This is a genomic window from Streptomyces sp. NPDC104814 (assembly GCF_055583185.1).
In genome coordinates this window covers 408,724-424,596 of record NZ_JBVJOL010000001.1, presented here as the reverse complement: position 1 = coordinate 424,596, position 15,873 = coordinate 408,724, and the positions used below count along the sequence as shown (strand labels likewise).

14 protein-coding genes are annotated in these 15,873 nt (G+C 71.7%); 6 read left to right on the top strand and 8 right to left on the bottom strand.

What is annotated here, in order from left to right; genetic code table 11:
- Positions 1–7: 7 nt before the first annotated feature.
- The 4 genes from uraH to ACZ64A_RS01710 form a co-directional block, all read right to left on the bottom strand.
- On the bottom strand, positions 8–409 hold the full coding sequence (gene uraH, locus ACZ64A_RS01725; protein ID WP_469807540.1) for a hydroxyisourate hydrolase: 402 nt from the start codon (positions 407–409) through the stop codon (positions 8–10).
- A gap of 8 nt (positions 410–417) precedes the next feature.
- Positions 418–927, bottom strand: coding sequence for a 2-oxo-4-hydroxy-4-carboxy-5-ureidoimidazoline decarboxylase (gene uraD / locus ACZ64A_RS01720; RefSeq protein ID WP_469807539.1), 510 nt, complete (start codon positions 925–927; stop codon positions 418–420).
- Between the two features lie 905 nt (positions 928–1,832).
- Positions 1,833–2,201 carry a helix-turn-helix domain-containing protein gene (locus tag ACZ64A_RS01715; protein ID WP_469807538.1) on the bottom strand — a complete coding sequence of 123 codons (369 nt, stop codon included), beginning with the start codon at positions 2,199–2,201 and terminating at the stop codon, positions 1,833–1,835.
- Positions 2,198–2,455: a YkoF family thiamine-binding protein gene (locus ACZ64A_RS01710; protein WP_469807537.1), complete on the bottom strand. Its 258-nt coding sequence runs from the start codon at positions 2,453–2,455 to the stop codon at positions 2,198–2,200. The genes ACZ64A_RS01715 and ACZ64A_RS01710 overlap by 4 nt, the downstream gene beginning before the upstream one ends.
- 230 nt (positions 2,456–2,685) lie before the next feature.
- Between ACZ64A_RS01710 and ACZ64A_RS01705 the strand changes: the two genes are divergently transcribed.
- The 4 genes from ACZ64A_RS01705 (at position 2,686) to ACZ64A_RS01690 (ending at position 7,012) form a co-directional block, all read left to right on the top strand.
- Positions 2,686–3,525 carry a TIM barrel protein gene (locus ACZ64A_RS01705; protein WP_469807536.1) on the top strand — a complete coding sequence of 280 codons (840 nt, stop codon included), beginning with the start codon at positions 2,686–2,688 and terminating at the stop codon, positions 3,523–3,525.
- A 70-nt stretch (positions 3,526–3,595) separates the two neighbouring features.
- On the top strand, positions 3,596–4,486 hold the full coding sequence (locus ACZ64A_RS01700; protein WP_469807535.1) for a 2-hydroxy-3-oxopropionate reductase: 891 nt from the start codon (positions 3,596–3,598) through the stop codon (positions 4,484–4,486).
- Positions 4,487–4,687: 201 nt separating this feature from the next.
- Positions 4,688–6,151, top strand: coding sequence for a catalase (locus ACZ64A_RS01695; RefSeq protein WP_469807534.1), 1,464 nt, complete (start codon positions 4,688–4,690; stop codon positions 6,149–6,151).
- A 600-nt stretch (positions 6,152–6,751) separates the two neighbouring features.
- Entirely contained in the window at positions 6,752–7,012 is a 261-nt protein-coding gene (locus tag ACZ64A_RS01690; protein WP_469807533.1) for a hypothetical protein, read from the top strand.
- Between the two features lie 700 nt (positions 7,013–7,712).
- Here the strand turns inward: ACZ64A_RS01690 and gcl are convergent.
- Positions 7,713–9,500 (bottom strand): glyoxylate carboligase, encoded by a 1,788-nt coding sequence (gcl, locus tag ACZ64A_RS01685; RefSeq protein WP_469807532.1) that lies wholly within the window; start codon positions 9,498–9,500, stop codon positions 7,713–7,715.
- A 249-nt stretch (positions 9,501–9,749) separates the two neighbouring features.
- Between gcl and ACZ64A_RS01680 the strand changes: the two genes are divergently transcribed.
- Entirely contained in the window at positions 9,750–10,373 is a 624-nt protein-coding gene (locus ACZ64A_RS01680; RefSeq protein ID WP_469807531.1) for a hypothetical protein, read from the top strand.
- 89 nt (positions 10,374–10,462) lie between these two features.
- Here the strand turns inward: ACZ64A_RS01680 and ACZ64A_RS01675 are convergent, their stop codons facing one another.
- The 3 genes from ACZ64A_RS01675 to ACZ64A_RS01665 all read right to left on the bottom strand — a co-directional run bounded on the left by ACZ64A_RS01675 (position 10,463) and on the right by ACZ64A_RS01665 (position 14,371).
- On the bottom strand, positions 10,463–10,996 hold the full coding sequence (locus ACZ64A_RS01675; protein ID WP_469807529.1) for a hypothetical protein: 534 nt from the start codon (positions 10,994–10,996) through the stop codon (positions 10,463–10,465).
- Between the two features lie 118 nt (positions 10,997–11,114).
- Positions 11,115–12,704: an AMP-binding protein gene (locus tag ACZ64A_RS01670; protein ID WP_469807527.1), complete on the bottom strand. Its 1,590-nt coding sequence runs from the start codon at positions 12,702–12,704 to the stop codon at positions 11,115–11,117.
- Positions 12,701–14,371, bottom strand: coding sequence for an AMP-binding protein (locus ACZ64A_RS01665; protein WP_469807525.1), 1,671 nt, complete (start codon positions 14,369–14,371; stop codon positions 12,701–12,703). The genes ACZ64A_RS01670 and ACZ64A_RS01665 overlap by 4 nt, the downstream gene beginning before the upstream one ends.
- Before the next feature lie 124 nt (positions 14,372–14,495).
- Here ACZ64A_RS01665 and ACZ64A_RS01660 point away from each other — a divergent pair, with 124 nt between their 5' ends.
- Positions 14,496–15,434: a helix-turn-helix transcriptional regulator gene (locus ACZ64A_RS01660; RefSeq protein WP_469807524.1), complete on the top strand. Its 939-nt coding sequence runs from the start codon at positions 14,496–14,498 to the stop codon at positions 15,432–15,434.
- Positions 15,435–15,873 lie beyond the last annotated feature (439 nt).

Sequence of the window (15,873 nt, the reverse complement as noted above, 5' to 3'; positions counted from 1 at the left end):
GTGTCGGTCAGCTCCCTCGGTAAACGGAGTAGCCGAACGGGTTGAGCAGCAGCGGAACGTGGTAGTGCTCACCGGGCACCACCGCGAAGGCGATGGTGACCTCGGGGAAGAACACCGGCCGGCTGTTCTCGCTGTCCCGGAGCGCGGGGGCGTCCTGCTGGGCCGCGGCTTGTTTCTTGGCGAAGTACGTCTCGGTGTCGAAGTCGAGCCGTACGTGGGTGGTCCCCTCCGGCAGGGCCGGGAGGTCCTTGCACCGCCCGTCCGCGTCGGTGGCCGAACCGCCGAGTTCCTGCCAGTCCGCGTCGAGCCCGGAGCGGGCCGACAGGCGGACGGCGACGGCCTCGGCGGGCCGGCCGACGGAGGTGTCCAGGATGTGCGTGGACACCGAGGCGGTGGTGCTGGTGCTCATGGCTGCTGTCAGTCCTCTTCGACGAGTCGTGCCAGTCGGATGCGGTTGATCTTGCCCAGCTCGGTGCGGACGATCTCCCGCTCCTGCTCCGGCGAGTTACCGATCCGCTCCTTGACGGCATCCCGCATCTGCTCACCGGTCCTGCCGGTGGCGCAGATCAGGAAGACATGACCGAACTTCTCCTGGTAGGCCAGGTTGAGTTCGAGCATCTCCGCCCTGAGCTCCTCGGATGCGCCGGCCATGCCGCGCTGTTCCCTCTCGGAGGTGGGATCCCCCGGCTTGGGGCGGCCGATCGGCGGGTGCCCGGCCATGGCCTCCTCGAGGTCCTGCGCGGTCAGCTCCGCCATGGCGGCGTCGCTGGCTGCGTAGAGTTCTTCGAGGCCGGCGTAGGGGCGGGCGGCCAGCAGCCGCTGTGCCCATGCCGTGGAGCTGCACGCCTCGAGGAGCGCGGCGCGAGCCGTGTCGTCCTCGGAAGCGTTGAAGCGGGCCAGGCCCGGCGGCGTGGAAGTCGAAGTCACGGGTGCCTCCGTGGCCTTGTGCTGAACGGGCTGCGGATAGCTAACGCTCTCGGAAACACGACGTCAACAGTTTGTTGAAAATTCGGCGTAACAAATACGAGGCCTTGACGAACGACTCCCCGCGGGGGTGGCGAGAGGATGCCAGACCGCCCGCGTGCCGCCTCCCCCACCGAACGGCCCCGGGGCGCCGGCCCCCGACACGCCCATGGTCCCGCACCGCCCAGCCACCCGGCCAGGACCGGGACACACCGGGAGGGCGCGGCCGCCGACAGGGGCGCGCCGGCAGGGCGGGATCTGCACGGCCGGGGAGCGCGCGGGCGCCAGCCGGGACCTGCACGGACCGGAGCGCATCGGGAGGGCGCGGGCACCGGCCAAGGCAGGCCGGCAGGCCAGGGCGCCGGCCAGGACTGCGACACCGGCCGGGGCGCGACGGCAAAGGTAGGCCCCGCCGGGCGAGGCCCAGCGCCGCGAGGTCCGGGCCGGCGTCCCGACGTGGACGGGGTGAGCGGGAGGAGGCCGACAGGGCCCAGGTGACTCCCATCCAGTGCCGCAGGCCGGGCCTCCCAGGCGGCCGCCGAACGAACCAGGCAGACCGGAGCCCCCGAGGACCTGCTGGTGGGGGCCCCGCGCGGCGGCCCGGCGGGCCGGGGTCACCGGCCCGCAAGGCGCAGAGACACCCTCGCCGGACGGTCACAGGCCGCGCGGGCCCGGCGACTTCCGGGCGCGAGTCGCAGTCTCTCGCCCAGAGGGCGCACGGCCGGCCGCGCTCGGCCGAGCCGGGTGCGGCCGGCACTCGTGCGTGGGCTGTCGAGGGCGGGGCAGAGCGGCCGGGTGCAGGGCCGCCTGGGGCCGGGCGCGGGACGGCCGGGTGCGGGGTGATCGGGAGGCGGGTGCGGGCGGAGGTGTTACGCGTCTTTTTGGCGGTTCAGGTAGTTGTAGACCGTGAAGCGGCTGACGCCCAGGGCTCCGGCGACGGTTTCGACGCCATGGCGGACCGAGAAGGCGCCCCGGGCTTCCAGTATGCGGACGATCTCCTGCTTGGCCTTGCGGTCCAGGTCGGCGAGCGGCATGCCCTTGCGGCGCTCCATCGCGGCCAGGATGTGGTCGAGGGAGTCGGCCAGCTGCGGCAGCCGTACGGCGACGACGTCCGTGCCCTCCCAGGTGAGCACCACGTCGTCGGGACGCGCCTCGTCCGGCGGCATCATCTCGCCGCCGATCGCATCGATCAGCGGCTTCACGGCCGCGATGAACGGCTCGTCCCCGGTACCGGTCACTCGTCCTCCCCGATCCCGTCGATCACGTTGACCTGCAGCGAGACGCGGGTGGCACCGGCCGCGAGCGACTTGCGCAGCAGCGCGTCCACCGCCGTGAGCACGGCGTCCGCACCGCCCTCCGCCGTGTTGCCGAACGGTCCGACGTCCACGGCGTCCAGCTCGGCCGCCTCGATGACCTCACGGGCGACCACGGCATGCTGCGGCGCCTCGTCCAGATCGAAGGGCTCGGTCGTGAACTCCACTCTCAATCGCACGCGCACAACCTAACGCCCGGCACCCGTTTTCGTGCAGCCTCCGCCGAGGCCGGACCGAGCGGCCGGCGGGCCCGTCCCGCGTGCGCGGAGGGGTCGCGCACGTCGTCCCGGGCCGTCCGTCAGCCGGGCCCCTCTTGACAAGGGGCGACACACGACGGCAATCTTCCATTACGCAGAAACGAACTTCCGTAATACGGAAACTCGACTAACGGAAGGGAGCGCGGCCCCAGATGGGATTCGCAGACCAGCGCTTCAACGTCAACCTGTCGATCCTCTTCACGGAACTCCCGCTCCTGGAGCGTCCCGCGGCCGCCGCCGCGGCCGGCTTCACCGCGGTCGAGCTGTGGTGGCCCTGGATCGAGACCCCCACTCCCGAGCAGTCCGAGCTCGACGCCCTGAAGAAGGCGATCGAGGACGCGGGCGTACAGCTCACGGGCCTGAACTTCTACGCCGGGCAGCTGCCCGGCCCGGACCGGGGCGCCCTGTCGATCCCGGGTGCGGAGTCGGAGAAGTTCCGCGCCAACATCGACGTGGCCATCGCCTTCGCCCAGTCCCTGGGCTGCACCACGTTCAACGCCCTGTACGGCAACCGCGTCGACGGCGTGGACCCGGCCGAGCAGGACGCGCTCGCCCTGGAGAACCTCGTCCTTGCGGCCCAGGCCGTCGGCCGGGTCGGCGGCACGGTCCTGATCGAGGCCCTGAACCAGCCCGAGTCGCCGAAGTGCCCGATCGTGAGCGCACCCAAGGCGATCGAGATCGTCGACAAGGTGAACGAGGCGACCGGCCTCGGCAACGCCAAGTTCCTCATGGACCTGTACCACCTGTCCATGAACGGCGAGGACCTGCCGTCGGTCATCGAACAGTACGCGGCCAAGACCGGCCACGTGCAGATCGCCGACAACCCGGGCCGCGGCGCCCCCGGCACCGGCTCGCTGCCGCTGGAGGACCTCCTCGACCAGCTGACGAAGGCCGGTTACGACGGCTGGGTCGGCCTGGAGTACAAGCCGGGCGACAAGCCCAGCGCCGAGGCCTTCGAGTGGCTTCCCCGCGAGGCCCGCGCCGCCCGCTGACACCCGGGGCGCCCTGTCAGCCGGCGCCACCTCACCGACGTAGCACAGCAGTTAGAGAGGCACCCCCGTCATGAGCAACCTTCCCAAGATCGCCTGGATCGGCCTCGGCATCATGGGTTCCCCCATGTCCGAGAACCTGATCAAGGCGGGTTACCAGGTCACCGGCTTCACCCTCGAGCAGGACAAGCTCGACCGCCTGGCCGCCGCCGGCGGCACCGCGGCCGGCTCGATTGCCGAGGCCGTCAAGGACGCCGACGTCGTCATCACGATGGTGCCCGCCTCCCCGCAGGTCGAGGCCATCGCCTACGGCCCGGACGGCATCCTGGAGAACGCCAGGTCCGGCGCCCTGCTGATCGACATGTCCTCGATCACCCCGCAGACCTCCGTCGACCTGGCCAAGGCCGCCAAGGACAAGGGCATCCGCGTCCTGGACGCCCCGGTCTCCGGCGGCGAGGCCGGCGCCATCGAGGCCGTACTGTCGATCATGGTCGGTGGCGAGCAGGCCGACTTCGAGCAGGCCAAGCCGATCCTCGAGGCCCTCGGCAAGACCATCGTGCTGTGCGGTCCGCACGGCTCGGGCCAGACCGTGAAGGCCGCCAACCAGCTCATCGTCGCCGTGAACATCCAGGCGTGCGCCGAGGCCGTGGTCTTCCTGGAGAAGTCCGGCGTCGACCTGAAGGCCGCGCTGGACGTCCTCAACGGCGGCCTGGCGGGCTCGACCGTGCTGACGCGCAAGAAGGACAACTTCCTCAACCGCGACTTCAAGCCGGGCTTCCGCATCGACCTGCACCACAAGGACATGGGCATCGTCACCGACGCCGCCCGCAACGTCGGCGCGGCCCTGCCGGTCGGCGCCGTGGTCGCCCAGCTGGTCGCCTCGCTGCGCGCCCAGGGCGACGGCGGTCTGGACCACTCGGCCCTGCTGCGGGCCGTCGAGCGCCTCTCCGGCGCCCAGGTCTGACCCTCCCGGAACTTCCGGGCCGTGGCGGCGCCGACACCTGTCCCGTCGCGCCCATGCGCCGCCACGGCCCGGAACCACGCATGCCCACCACTTCAACAAAACGTTGAAATTGACTTCAACAAACTGTTGACGCTCCTGGTCAGGCGTCCTTACGCTCACTGCACCGTCACCAGCTTCAGCAGTCCCGTTCGGAAGGTCCACATGTCGAAGCGCGTGCTCACCACCGAGTCCGGCGCCCCCGTCGCCGACAACCAGAACTCCGCCTCCGCCGGCGTCGGCGGTCCGCTCCTGATCCAGGACCAGCAGCTCCTGGAGAAGCTTGCGCGCTTCAACCGCGAGCGCATCCCGGAGCGTGTGGTGCACGCCCGCGGCTCCGGCGCCTACGGCCACTTCGAGGTCACCGACGACGTCACCGGCTTCACCCACGCCGACTTCCTCAGCGAGATCGGCAAGCGCACCGAGGTCTTCCTGCGCTTCTCCACCGTGGCCGACTCGCTCGGCGGCGCGGACGCCGTCCGTGACCCGCGCGGCTTCGCAGTGAAGTTCTACACCGAAGAGGGCAACTACGACCTCGTCGGCAACAACACCCCGGTGTTCTTCATCAAGGACCCGATCAAGTTCCCCGACTTCATCCACTCGCAGAAGCGCGACCCGTTCACCGGGAAGCAGGAGCCGGACAACGTCTGGGACTTCTGGGCCCACTCCCCCGAGGCCACGCACCAGATCACCTGGCTGATGGGTGACCGCGGCATCCCGGCGTCGTACCGCCACATGGACGGTTTCGGCTCGCACACCTACCAGTGGACGAACGCCAAGGGCGAGGCCTTCTTCGTCAAGTACCACTTCAAGACGAACCAGGGCATCCGCACGCTGACCGGCGAGCAGGCCGCCGAGCTCGCGGGCAAGGACCCCAACTCGCACCAGACGGACCTGCTCCAGGCCATCGAGCGCGGCGTGTTCCCGTCCTGGACCCTCTACGTCCAGATCATGCCGGCGGCCGAGGCGGCGAACTACCGCTTCAACCCGTTCGACCTGACCAAGGTGTGGCCGCACGGCGACTACCCGCTGCAGCGCGTGGGCCGCCTGGTGCTCGACCGCAACCCGGACAACGTCTTCGCCGAGGTCGAGCAGGCCGCGTTCTCCCCGAACAACTTCGTGCCGGGCATCGGCCCGTCGCCGGACAAGATGCTCCAGGGCCGTCTGTTCGCCTACGCCGACGCCCACCGCTACCGCCTGGGCGTGAACCACACCCTGCTGCCGGTCAACTCGCCGAAGGCGGTTCCGGGCGGCGCCCGCAACTACGGCCGCGACGGCTTCATGGCGCTCAACCCCCAGGGCCGCGACGCGAAGAACTACGAGCCGAACTCCTACGACGGCCCGGTCGAGACCGGCCGCCCGCTGTCGGCTCCCCTCGCGGTCTCCGGCCACACCGGCACCCACGAGGCCCCGCTGCACACCAAGGACGACGACTTCTTCCAGGCCGGTGAGCTGTACCGGCTGATGTCGGAGGAGGAGAAGTCCCGCCTGATCGCGACCATCGCCGGCGGCCTGTCGCAGGTCACCCGCAACGACGTGGTCGAGAAGAACCTGGCCCATTTCCACGCCGCCGACCTCGAGTACGGCAAGCGCGTGGAGGAGGCGGTCCGCGCCCTGCGCGAGGACTGACCCTCCAGGCCACGAGGCTGCGTCCGGACCCGGCGGGGAGGCCGGGATCCGGACGCGCAGGACCCGCCGCCACGCGATCCGGATGAGGGGTGATCGCGGGCATGCGGGCAGGGCGAGGACCGCGGCGGCGTGCGAGCCAGTGCGGTGGTGAAGGAACGTGACGCGACTGCCGACGTGAGGCAGGAACGTACGGCTCCGTCGCATCCGCCGCGGTCCCAGCCACTCCCCTCCGGGGGGAACCTGATCCAACGGGGGCGCCTGCCCCGGCGGCAGCCCTTGGCCTCCGCCGGGCGCTCGCTCCCGCGGCAACTCCTGGCTCCCGTGCGGGTCCGGTGCTCCAGCGGAGCCCGTTCCCCCGGGGCCGTAGAGCCCCTCGGGGCCCACAGACTCCGTCCGGCGGCGCGAATGTCCTGTCGCGCCCAGTCTCGCGCCGTCGGGCGGCCACAACCGAAGATGCCTCACCGGCCGAGCGGCGCCGGATGCGGACGGTCCCGCATCCGGCGCCGCTCGGCGTTTTCCGGAGTGCCGTTCCGCGCCGCTCCCGACGCCCGGCTTCTGTCCGGGGTGCGGTGGTGGCGGGGCGGCAGCAGCCTGGAAGACATGACGCACGCAACGGAGCACCCGCACGTCGTGGTGCACCCGCCGGCGCTGGACGGCTCACGGCGGGTCACCGAGGGCGACGAGACGCTGGGCGTCGCCACGCACATCGACGACGTCGCCGAGATCCTGCGGCTGGCCGACCTGTATGTCACGGACGTGGCGGAGAGCGACTTCGTCGAGTGGCAGGGCGGCGGCCCCGACGACTGGCCGGGCCTGTCGGAACACCACGAGCCCACCGGGGACGTTCGCCAAGGGCCGTAGCGGTCCCGCGCAACCCTCGACTCCAGCTCCGAACCGGCCCCACGAAGGCTTCGGCACCCTGGCGGCGGGCACTTACGGCGCACACGGCTTGGTGCGGCCCGGGCCGCGTGCCGCCGCCAGCGTCGCCCTGGTCGCCTGTATCTGCGCGGCGCCGTCGACGCCGGGCGGCCGGGAAGCATGCGCGCCGGAACAGGCGGGGCCGCCGTCCGGCATCCCGTGGAGAAGGCCGTACGCACCGCCCTCCACCGTCCCGCCGGACCGCGGGAGTTTGCCCGCCCGTCCCCCCGTGCGCCGGGCCCTGGAGGGGCCGCGGGCCGCCCTCACCACCGCCAGGATGCTGCGCCCGCTGCTGCCACACTTCTCCCGCACGGCGGGACTGACGGGCCGGGGGCGCCCTCGCGGACGAGGATGACGCGGCCCTCGGCAGGGGCAGATCACCGGCGGTGAGGCCTACGTCGTCCCAGCCGACGCCGGAAACGCCGGCGCCGCCGGCGACCAGACGGCGACCGGACCGCCCGCGGCGCCCCACCGTACGGGCACCACGGCGGTCACGGCGGCGGGGGTACGCAGGCCGCGCGGGGCGCCCGGGCATGCAGAAGGGCGGCCCGTCCCCCCACGGAACGGGCCGCCCTCGCTCAGGCCGGTCTCTCGGACCGGTGTGCCGGCCGGTGTGTCAGGCCGGCACGTCAAGCCGCGCTCGTCAGACCTTCAGCGGCTTGATCGACGTCGGCGCGTGGCCCGGCTCGGTGGCCAGGTCCTCGAACTCGCTGATGTCGCTGATGTCCATCGTCCTGCTCATCGCGATGTTGGTGATTCGCTCCAGGATCGCCTCGACGACGACCGGCACCTGGTACTCGGCGGCCAGCTTCTTCGCCTGCTCCAGGGCCGCGCCCAGCTGGTCCGGCTCGGTGACCCGGATCGCCTTGCAGCCCAGACCCTCGGCGACCTTGACGTGGTCCACGCCGTAGACGCCGATCTCGGGCGAGTTGATGTTCTCGAACTCCAGGTTGACCTGGAAGTTGATGTCCAGGCCGATCTGCGCCTGGCGGATCAGGCCCAGGTAGGAGTTGTTGACCAGCACGTGGACGTAGGGGACCTTGTGCTGCGCGGCGACCGCCAGCTCCTCGATCATGAACTGGAAGTCGTAGTCGCCGGAGAGCGCGACGACCGGGGACTCCGGGTCGGCCTTGGCGACGCCGATCGCGGCCGGGATGGTCCAGCCGAGCGGGCCGGCCTGGCCGCAGTTGATCCAGTGGCGCGGCTTGAAGACGTGCAGCATCTGCGCGCCGGCGATCTGGGAGAGGCCGATGGTGGTGACGTAGCGCGTCTCCGGGCCGAAGGCCTTGTTCATCTCCTCGTACACGCGCTGCGGCTTCATCGGCACGTTGTCGAAGTGCGTACGGCGCAGCAGCGTGGCCTTGCGCTCCTGTGTGGAGGCGACCCAGGCGCCGCGGTCGGGGAGCTTGCCCTCGGCCTTCAGCTCCTTCGCCACCTCGACGAACAGCTCCAGCGCGGCCTTGGCGTCGGAGACGACACCGTAGTCCGGCGGGAAGATCTTGCCGATCTGGGTCGGCTCGATGTCGACGTGGACGAACTTGCGCTCACCGCGGTAGACGTCGAGCTTGTAGCCGGTGTGGCGGTTGGCCCAGCGGTTGCCGATGCCGAGGACGAAGTCCGACTCGAGGAAGTTGGCGTTGCCGTAGCGGTGCGAGGTCTGCACACCGACCATGCCGGCGTTCAGCTCGTGGTCGTCCGGCAGCGCGCCCCAGCCCATCAGGGTCGGGATGACCGGGGTGTTGGTGATCTCGGCGAACTCGACCAGCAGGTCGGCCGCGTCGGCGCCGATGACGCCACCGCCGGCGACGATGACCGGGCGCTCGGAGGCGAGCAGGTAGGAGATCGCCTTCTCGATCTGCGCACGGGTCGCGGTCGGCTTGTAGACCGGCAGCGGCTCGTACGTGTCGATGTCGAACTCGATCTCGGTGAGCTGGACGTCGATCGGCAGGTCGATCAGGACCGGGCCGGGACGACCGGAGCGCATCAGGTGGAAGGCCTGCTGGAAGACGCCGGGGACCTGCGCGGCCTCCAGGACGGTCACCGCCATCTTGGTGACCGGCTTGGCGATCGACGCGATGTCGACGGCCTGGAAGTCCTCCTTGTGGATCACGCTGGTGGGCGCCTGGCCCGTGATGCACAGGATCGGGATGGAGTCACCGATCGCGGAGTACAGACCGGTGATCATGTCGGTGCCGGCGGGGCCGGAGGTACCGATGCAGACACCGATGTTCCCGGGCTGGGTCCGGGTGTAGCCCTCCGCCATGTGGGAGGCGCCCTCGACGTGACGGGCGAGGGTGTGGTCGATCCCGCCGCCCTGCTGCAGCGCCTTGTAGAAGGGGTTGATCGCTGCGCCCGGCACACCGAACGCCTGGGTGACACCCTCGCGCTTGAGGATCTCGACTGCCGCACGGGCAGCGGTCATACGAGCCATGGAGTTACTCCTGCTTCGGCTGTCGGATTCGCTCTCCCCGTCGCGCCCTGCGGTGAGTTCGTGTCCGCGTCCAGTCCAGCTCCGCCGTCCGGCGTCCGGGGCTTCCCGAACTTCCGTATTGCGGAAACTAATTTCTACTATCTGGAAGCAATGTAAGGGGCTGGACGAAGACCGTCAAGAGACGGACAGACGGTGGACAGGTGGAGCACCATGGGAGCGCCGAGCCGACGCGACACCTGGGAGGGGGCCATGCCCGAGAGCGTTCCGGTGCGCTGCCCGTCCTGCCGACGCGAGCGGCGCTTCACCGTGCCGGTGTATCCCTGCGCGTGCGGCGCACCCGTCGTACCGCCGCTGGACCCGCGCGGGGCGCCCACGGCCGTGACGCACCGGGTGTGGGACGAGGAGTGGGTGTCGCTGCGCTGCGGGGCGTGCGGGCGCGACGGCGAATGGCCGCAGCCGGAGCTGGGGTGCCCGTGCGGCACGATGGTGCGGCTCCCGGTGGCCCGCGGCGAGCCCGGGCCGTGGGACGACGTCGTCGCGGCCGCGCGACTGCTGCACCGGCTCGGCCACCGCGACGTGCGCCGGGCCCGCCGGCTCCCGCCGAGGGGCATCGGCCTGGTCGCCCCCGGCCTGGTGGCTCATGTCGACCCGGGCGGGCGGCCGTCCTGTCTGCGGGACGTGGAGTGCCTGTGGCTGACGGCGATGATCCGCTCGGCGCGGGGCGTCCACTTCTCCCGGGCCGGTTACACCGCCGACGCCCGCGCCCGCGCGGACGGCCTGGACATCCCCCTGTTCGGCCTCGACCCGTCCGGCACACCCCGCCCGCTCAACGACGCCGCCCGCGCCTTCGCCGCACCGGGAACGGCACCCTGAGGGCCTGAGGAGCGGCCCCGTTCCCGCACCGCGCCCCGGGCCCGACCGGACCCGCGCCGCGGTGGGCCCGCGTCGCCCGTCCCGAGCGCTCAGGCCTCGGCCCGGCGGCGCCGCCAGTAGTGCACGGTGACCGCGCCCAGCGGCGGGCCCCAGGCCAGCAGCGGCAGATAGCAGGCGTTCATCAGCCACAGACCCCACCGCGTGATGTCCATGTCGGCGTGCAGGGTCGTCCACACGAACAGCACGCCGTAGACGCCGCAGGCCAGGGCGCCGAGACCAGCCGGTACGGCGGCTGCGAGCACGGGGACCGGGCGGCCGCCGAGGACGGGAAGCCACCGGGGCCATCTCTCGCCCCACGGGCAGACCAGGCCCAGCGTCAGCGCGGCCAGCGCCTCCTGCATCAGGGTCAGCAGCGGCAGCGCGAGGTAGCCCCAGCCGGGGAGCAGCATCGCGTCGTACTCGGAGTCGCCGAGCCCCAGCGGCACGCCGAGGACGACGGCCAGGCGCCACAGCCCGGAGGGCAGGTTCACCCAGACCACGGCAGCGGCGGTCCGCCGCGCCCAGCGGGGTACGGGCGCGGCGGTACGGGCCTGGTCGGGGGCAGGGTGTGCGGCGACGGCCATGGGGAGGCTCCTTCGCGTCGGGTGACGTGCGGTGACGCACCCGATGCTGTCGTCCACGCCTGCTCTGCCGCGTCCGGCCGGGGGGCGATCCCCGCTCCGCCGCGCGGCGGAGGCCGGCTCAGCCGGCGTACCGCTGCCGCAGTTCCACCTTGCGCACCTTGCCGGACACCGTCATCGGGAAGGCCTCCAGGAGCTGGAGCCGGCTGGGGATCTTGTAGTGCGCCAGCTGCCCCTCGCAGAAGGCGCGGACGTCCTGAAGGGTCGGCGGGTCGGCCGGGTCGCGCGGGATGACGCAGGCCAGCACCTCCTCGCCGTACTTCTCGTGCGGGACGCCGACGACCTGCACGTCGCGGATCTTCGGGTGGCCGTAGAGGAACTCCTCGATCTCGCGCGGGTAGATGTTCTCCCCGCCCCGGATGATCATGTCCTTGATGCGGCCGACGATCTCGACGTACCCGTCCTCGCGCATCACCGCGAGGTCCCCGGTGTGCATCCAGCGCCCGGCGTCGATCGCCTCGGCGGTCTTGTCGGGCTCCTGCCAGTATCCGAGCATCACGCTGTAGCCGCGCGTGCACAACTCCCCCGCCTCACCGCGGGGTTGCGTGATCCCGGTGGCCGGGTCGACGATCTTCACCTCCAGGTGCGGCAGGACGCGGCCGACCGTGCCGGTGCGGTGCTCCAGGTCGTCGTCCATCCGGGTCTGCAACGACACCGGGGACGTCTCGGTCATGCCGTAGCAGATGGAGACCTGCTCCATGTGCATCTCGGCCACCACCCGCTTCATCACCTCCACCGGGCAGGGCGAGCCGGCCATGATGCCGGTGCGCAGCGAGGTGAGGTCGTACTCCGCGAAGTCGGGCAGGTTCAGCTCCGCGATGAACATCGTCGGCACGCCGTAGAGCGAGGTGCAGCGTTCCTGCTGGACGGCCTCCAGGGTGGCCTTCGGATCGAAGGACGCGGCCGGGATCACCATGCACGCGCCGTGCGAGGTGGCCGCAAGGTTGCCCATCACCATGCCGAAGCAGTGGTAGAAGGGGACCGGGATGCAGATCCGGTCCTGCTCGCCGTAGGCGATCAACTCACCCACGAAATAGCCGTTGTTGAGGATGTTGTGGTGGGAGAGGGTGGCCCCCTTGGGGAAGCCGGTGGTGCCCGAGGTGTACTGGATGTTGATGGGGTCGTCGCAGGACAGCGCCTCGTACGTCACGTCCGCCGCGGCGCGTGCGAGAAGCGCGTCCCAACTCGGGTCACCGATGTACACGACCTCGCGCAACTCCCGGCATCTGCCGCGCACTTGGCCGATCATCGCCCGGTAGTCGCTCGTCTTGTGGCTGACGGAGGCGACGAGGAGGCGGACGCCGGACTGGTTGAGGACGTACTCGACCTCGTGGGTGCGGTAGGCCGGATTGATGTTCACCATGATCGCGCCGATACGGGCGGTGGCGTACTGGACCAGCACCCACTCCGGGCAGTTGACCGCCCAGATGCCGACCCGGTCGCCCTTGGCGACGCCGCTCGCGACGAGCGCCCGCGCCAGCGTGTCGACGTCGGCGCCGAACTGCGCGTACGTCCAGCGCCGGCCGGACGGCACGTCGACGAGTGCCTCGCGTTCGGGCCAGGTGGCGACGGCCCTGTCGAGGTTGGCGCCGATGGTGTCGCCGAGCAGGACGGTCCCGCTCGTGCCGTGCGTGTAGGACGGTTCGGTCACCGGAAGTCCTCCTCGCGGTACTCGTCGTCCGACCCGGCGGCCGTCGCCTCGCGCAGCTCGATCCGGCGGATCTTGCCGGACACCGTCTTCGGCAGCGCACCGAACTCCAGCCGGCGGATGCGCTTGTAGGGCGCCAGCACCTGACGGGAGTGCTCGAAGATCACCTTGGCGGTGTCCGGGCCGGGCTCGTAGCCCTCGGCGAGGACGACGTACGCCTTCGGCACGGCCAGGCGCAGCTCGTCCGGCGCGGGCACGACCGCGGCCTCGGCGACCGCCTCGTGCTCCAGCAGCGCGCTCTCCAGCTCGAACGGGCTGATCTTGTAGTCGCTGGCCTTGAAGACGTCGTCGGCCCGGCCCACGTAGGTCAGGTAGCCGTCCTCGTCGCGGGCGGCGATGTCACCGGTGCGGTAGTAGCCGCCGGCCATCACCTCCGCCGTACGGTCGGCGTCGCCGTGGTAGCCGGTCATCAGGCCCACCGGGCGCTCCGCGAGGTCGAGCGCGATCTCGCCCTCGCCGGCACCGGGCGCTCCGGAGACCGGGTCGAGCAGCTCGACGCGGTAGCCGGGAGTGGGCCGGCCCATGGAGCCGGTCTTGAGGACCTGGCCGGGCGTGTTGGCGACCTGCACGGCGGTCTCCGTCTGCCCGAAGCCGTCCCGGATGGTGCGGCCCCAGGCGCGCCGCACCTGCTCGATGACCTCGGGGTTGAGCGGCTCTCCCGCGGCGACGACCTCGCGGGGCGGGACGGCCAGCTGGCTCAGGTCGGCCTGGATGAGCATGCGCCACACGGTCGGCGGGGCGCAGAACGTGGTCACACCGGCCCGGTCCATCTCGGACATCAGCCGGGCCGCGTCGAAGCGGGTGTAGTTGTGGATGAAGACGGTCGCCTCGGCGTTCCACGGCGCGAACAGGTTGGACCAGGCGTGCTTGGCCCAGCCGGGCGAGGAGATGTTCAGATGCACGTCCCCGGGCTTCAGACCGATCCAGTACATGGTCGCCAGATGCCCGATCGGGTACGAGGTGTGGGTGTGCTCGACCAGCTTGGGGCGGGCCGTGGTGCCGGAGGTGAAGTAGAGCATCAGCGGGTCGTCGGCGCGGGTCGGGCCGTCCGGAACGTATCCGGCGGACGCGGCGTAGCCGTCCTCGTACGGCTCCCAGCCCTCCGTGGGCAGGCCGCCGACGCTGATCCGGGTGTAGGCGCCGGGCACCTCGGCGAACTTCTCCGTGTCCTCCGCGCGCACGATCACGTGCTTGACCCGGCCCCGCTCCACACGGTCGCGCAGGTCGGCGGGGCCCAGCAGCGGAGTGGCCGGGATGACCACGGCCCGCAGCTTCATCGCGGCGAGCGCGGTCTCCCACAGCTCGGCCTGGTTGCCGAGCATGACCAGCACCCGGTCCTCGGCGGCCACGCCGCGGTCGCGCAGCCAGTTCGCCACGCGGTCGGAGCGGTCGGACAGCTCGGCGAAGGACAGCCGGGTCTCGGTGCCGTCCTCCTCGACGATGTGCAGCGCCGTGCGGTCGTTGCCGTCGGCGATGACGTCGAACCAGTCGAGCGCCCAGTTGAAGTACTCGGGCCGGGGCCAGCGGAACCCCTCGTAGGCGCCTGCGTAGTCCTCGCGGTGCTCCAGCAGGAAGTCCCGTGCCCTGCGGAAGTCGTCCGTCGCCGTCATCTGTCCTCCTGTGTGCCGGACCATTGCCGGGCGGCTCGGGTACATCGTGTAATCCGTGATGCAGATCTCACTACCCCCGAACGGGGGTGGGGGCCGCGAAACAGCGCAGTGAGGGGTCGAGCAGGTGACAGCGGACGCGTCCGACATGGTGGAGATACGCGGTGCGCTGGCGCGGCTGCGCCGCGGCACCGGGCTGCCGGTGGCCTTCGGCGGGCTGGTGGACGCCGGGCACCGCCGCATCCGGATCAGCGAGCTGAGCGGCAACGACACCTCCGCGCTGCGCTCGCTCGCGGTGATCTCCGGCAACGGGCTGGGCGGCAAGGCGGTGGCGCTGGCCCGGCCGTGCGCCGTGTCGGACTACTCCTCGTCCCGGCAGATCAGCCACGAGTACGACGCGGCCGTCGCCGAGGAGGGGCTGCGCTCGGTGCTCGCGGTGCCAGTGGTGGTACGGCGGCGGGTGCGCGGGGTGCTGTACGGCGCCCTGCGCAGCGCTCAGCCGCTGGGCGACCGGGCGCTGAGCGAGGCCGTGGCGGCGGCGCGGGACGTGGAGCAGGCGCTGGTGGTGCGGGACGAGGCGGGTGAGCTGCGCGAGCTGGTGGAGGCGGGGGTGCGGGGGGCGCGGTCCGCGGGCGTGCGGTCCGCGGCGACGCGGCTGGCGGGGGTGCGTGACGCGGGCGTGCGTGTTGCGGGTGCGGGGCCTGAGGAGGTGCGTGGTGTGGGGGTGCCTCCCGCCGGGGGCTGGGAGCAGGTGCGGGAGGCGCACGCTGCGCTGCGGGCGCTGGCTCCGCGGATCACCGATCCGGCGCTGCGGGCGGAGCTGCTGGGGGTGTGCGGGCTGCTGGCACCGGGGGGTGCCGAGGCGCCTGCGGTGACTTTGGCACCGCGTGAGCTGGACGTGCTGGCCTGCGTGGCCGCGGGCGCCACCAACGCGGTGATCGGTGAGCGGCTCGGGTTGCGTGCGGAGACGGTGAAATCGTACTTGCGGTCGGCCATGCGGAAGCTGGGGGCGCATACCCGCGGGGAGGCGGTGGCGGGCGCGCGGCGGGCGGGCCTCCTGCCGTAGCCTCCGGCGGTTGGCCCGGGGGGTGCCTGCGGCGCGGGTGCCTGCGGCGCGGGTGCCTGCGGCGCGGGTGCCTGCGGCGCTGGGTGCGTTGTCGGCTGCGGGTTTCTTTGTGGCTGGTCGCCGTTGCCTGCGGCGCCTGGCTGCGGGCCGGTGGGGGCTGGTCGCGCCGTTCCCCGCGCCCCTTTTTTGCCTGCGGCGGCCCGTTGCCGGCCGGTGGGCGGTTGCTGTCCTCGCCTACGGCCGGTGGTCAAGGCGGGGCCGCGGTGGGGGGTGTCCGTCCTCGGTCCGGCCGGCCGTGTCCGACACGGGTGCCGTGTCACGGTGCCGGACGCTGCGGGCGGACACCCCCCACCCCCGGCCCCTCACCGCCGTATGCGGGTGCAAGCCGTTGTGGTGTGCGGTGTGGTGTGGGATGTCTCTGGGCAGGGGAAAGAGGGGG

Coding starts and splice junctions, on each gene's coding strand:
- uraH (WP_469807540.1), bottom strand. CDS start 409: ATGAGCACCAGCACCACCGCCTCGGTGTCCACGCACATCCTGGACACC.
- ACZ64A_RS01705 (WP_469807536.1), top strand. CDS start 2,686: ATGGGATTCGCAGACCAGCGCTTCAACGTCAACCTGTCGATCCTCTTC.
- ACZ64A_RS01700 (WP_469807535.1), top strand. CDS start 3,596: ATGAGCAACCTTCCCAAGATCGCCTGGATCGGCCTCGGCATCATGGGT.
- ACZ64A_RS01695 (WP_469807534.1), top strand. CDS start 4,688: ATGTCGAAGCGCGTGCTCACCACCGAGTCCGGCGCCCCCGTCGCCGAC.
- ACZ64A_RS01690 (WP_469807533.1), top strand. CDS start 6,752: ATGACGCACGCAACGGAGCACCCGCACGTCGTGGTGCACCCGCCGGCG.
- gcl (WP_469807532.1), bottom strand. CDS start 9,500: ATGGCTCGTATGACCGCTGCCCGTGCGGCAGTCGAGATCCTCAAGCGC.
- ACZ64A_RS01680 (WP_469807531.1), top strand. CDS start 9,750: ATGCCCGAGAGCGTTCCGGTGCGCTGCCCGTCCTGCCGACGCGAGCGG.
- ACZ64A_RS01675 (WP_469807529.1), bottom strand. CDS start 10,996: ATGGCCGTCGCCGCACACCCTGCCCCCGACCAGGCCCGTACCGCCGCG.
- ACZ64A_RS01665 (WP_469807525.1), bottom strand. CDS start 14,371: ATGACGGCGACGGACGACTTCCGCAGGGCACGGGACTTCCTGCTGGAG.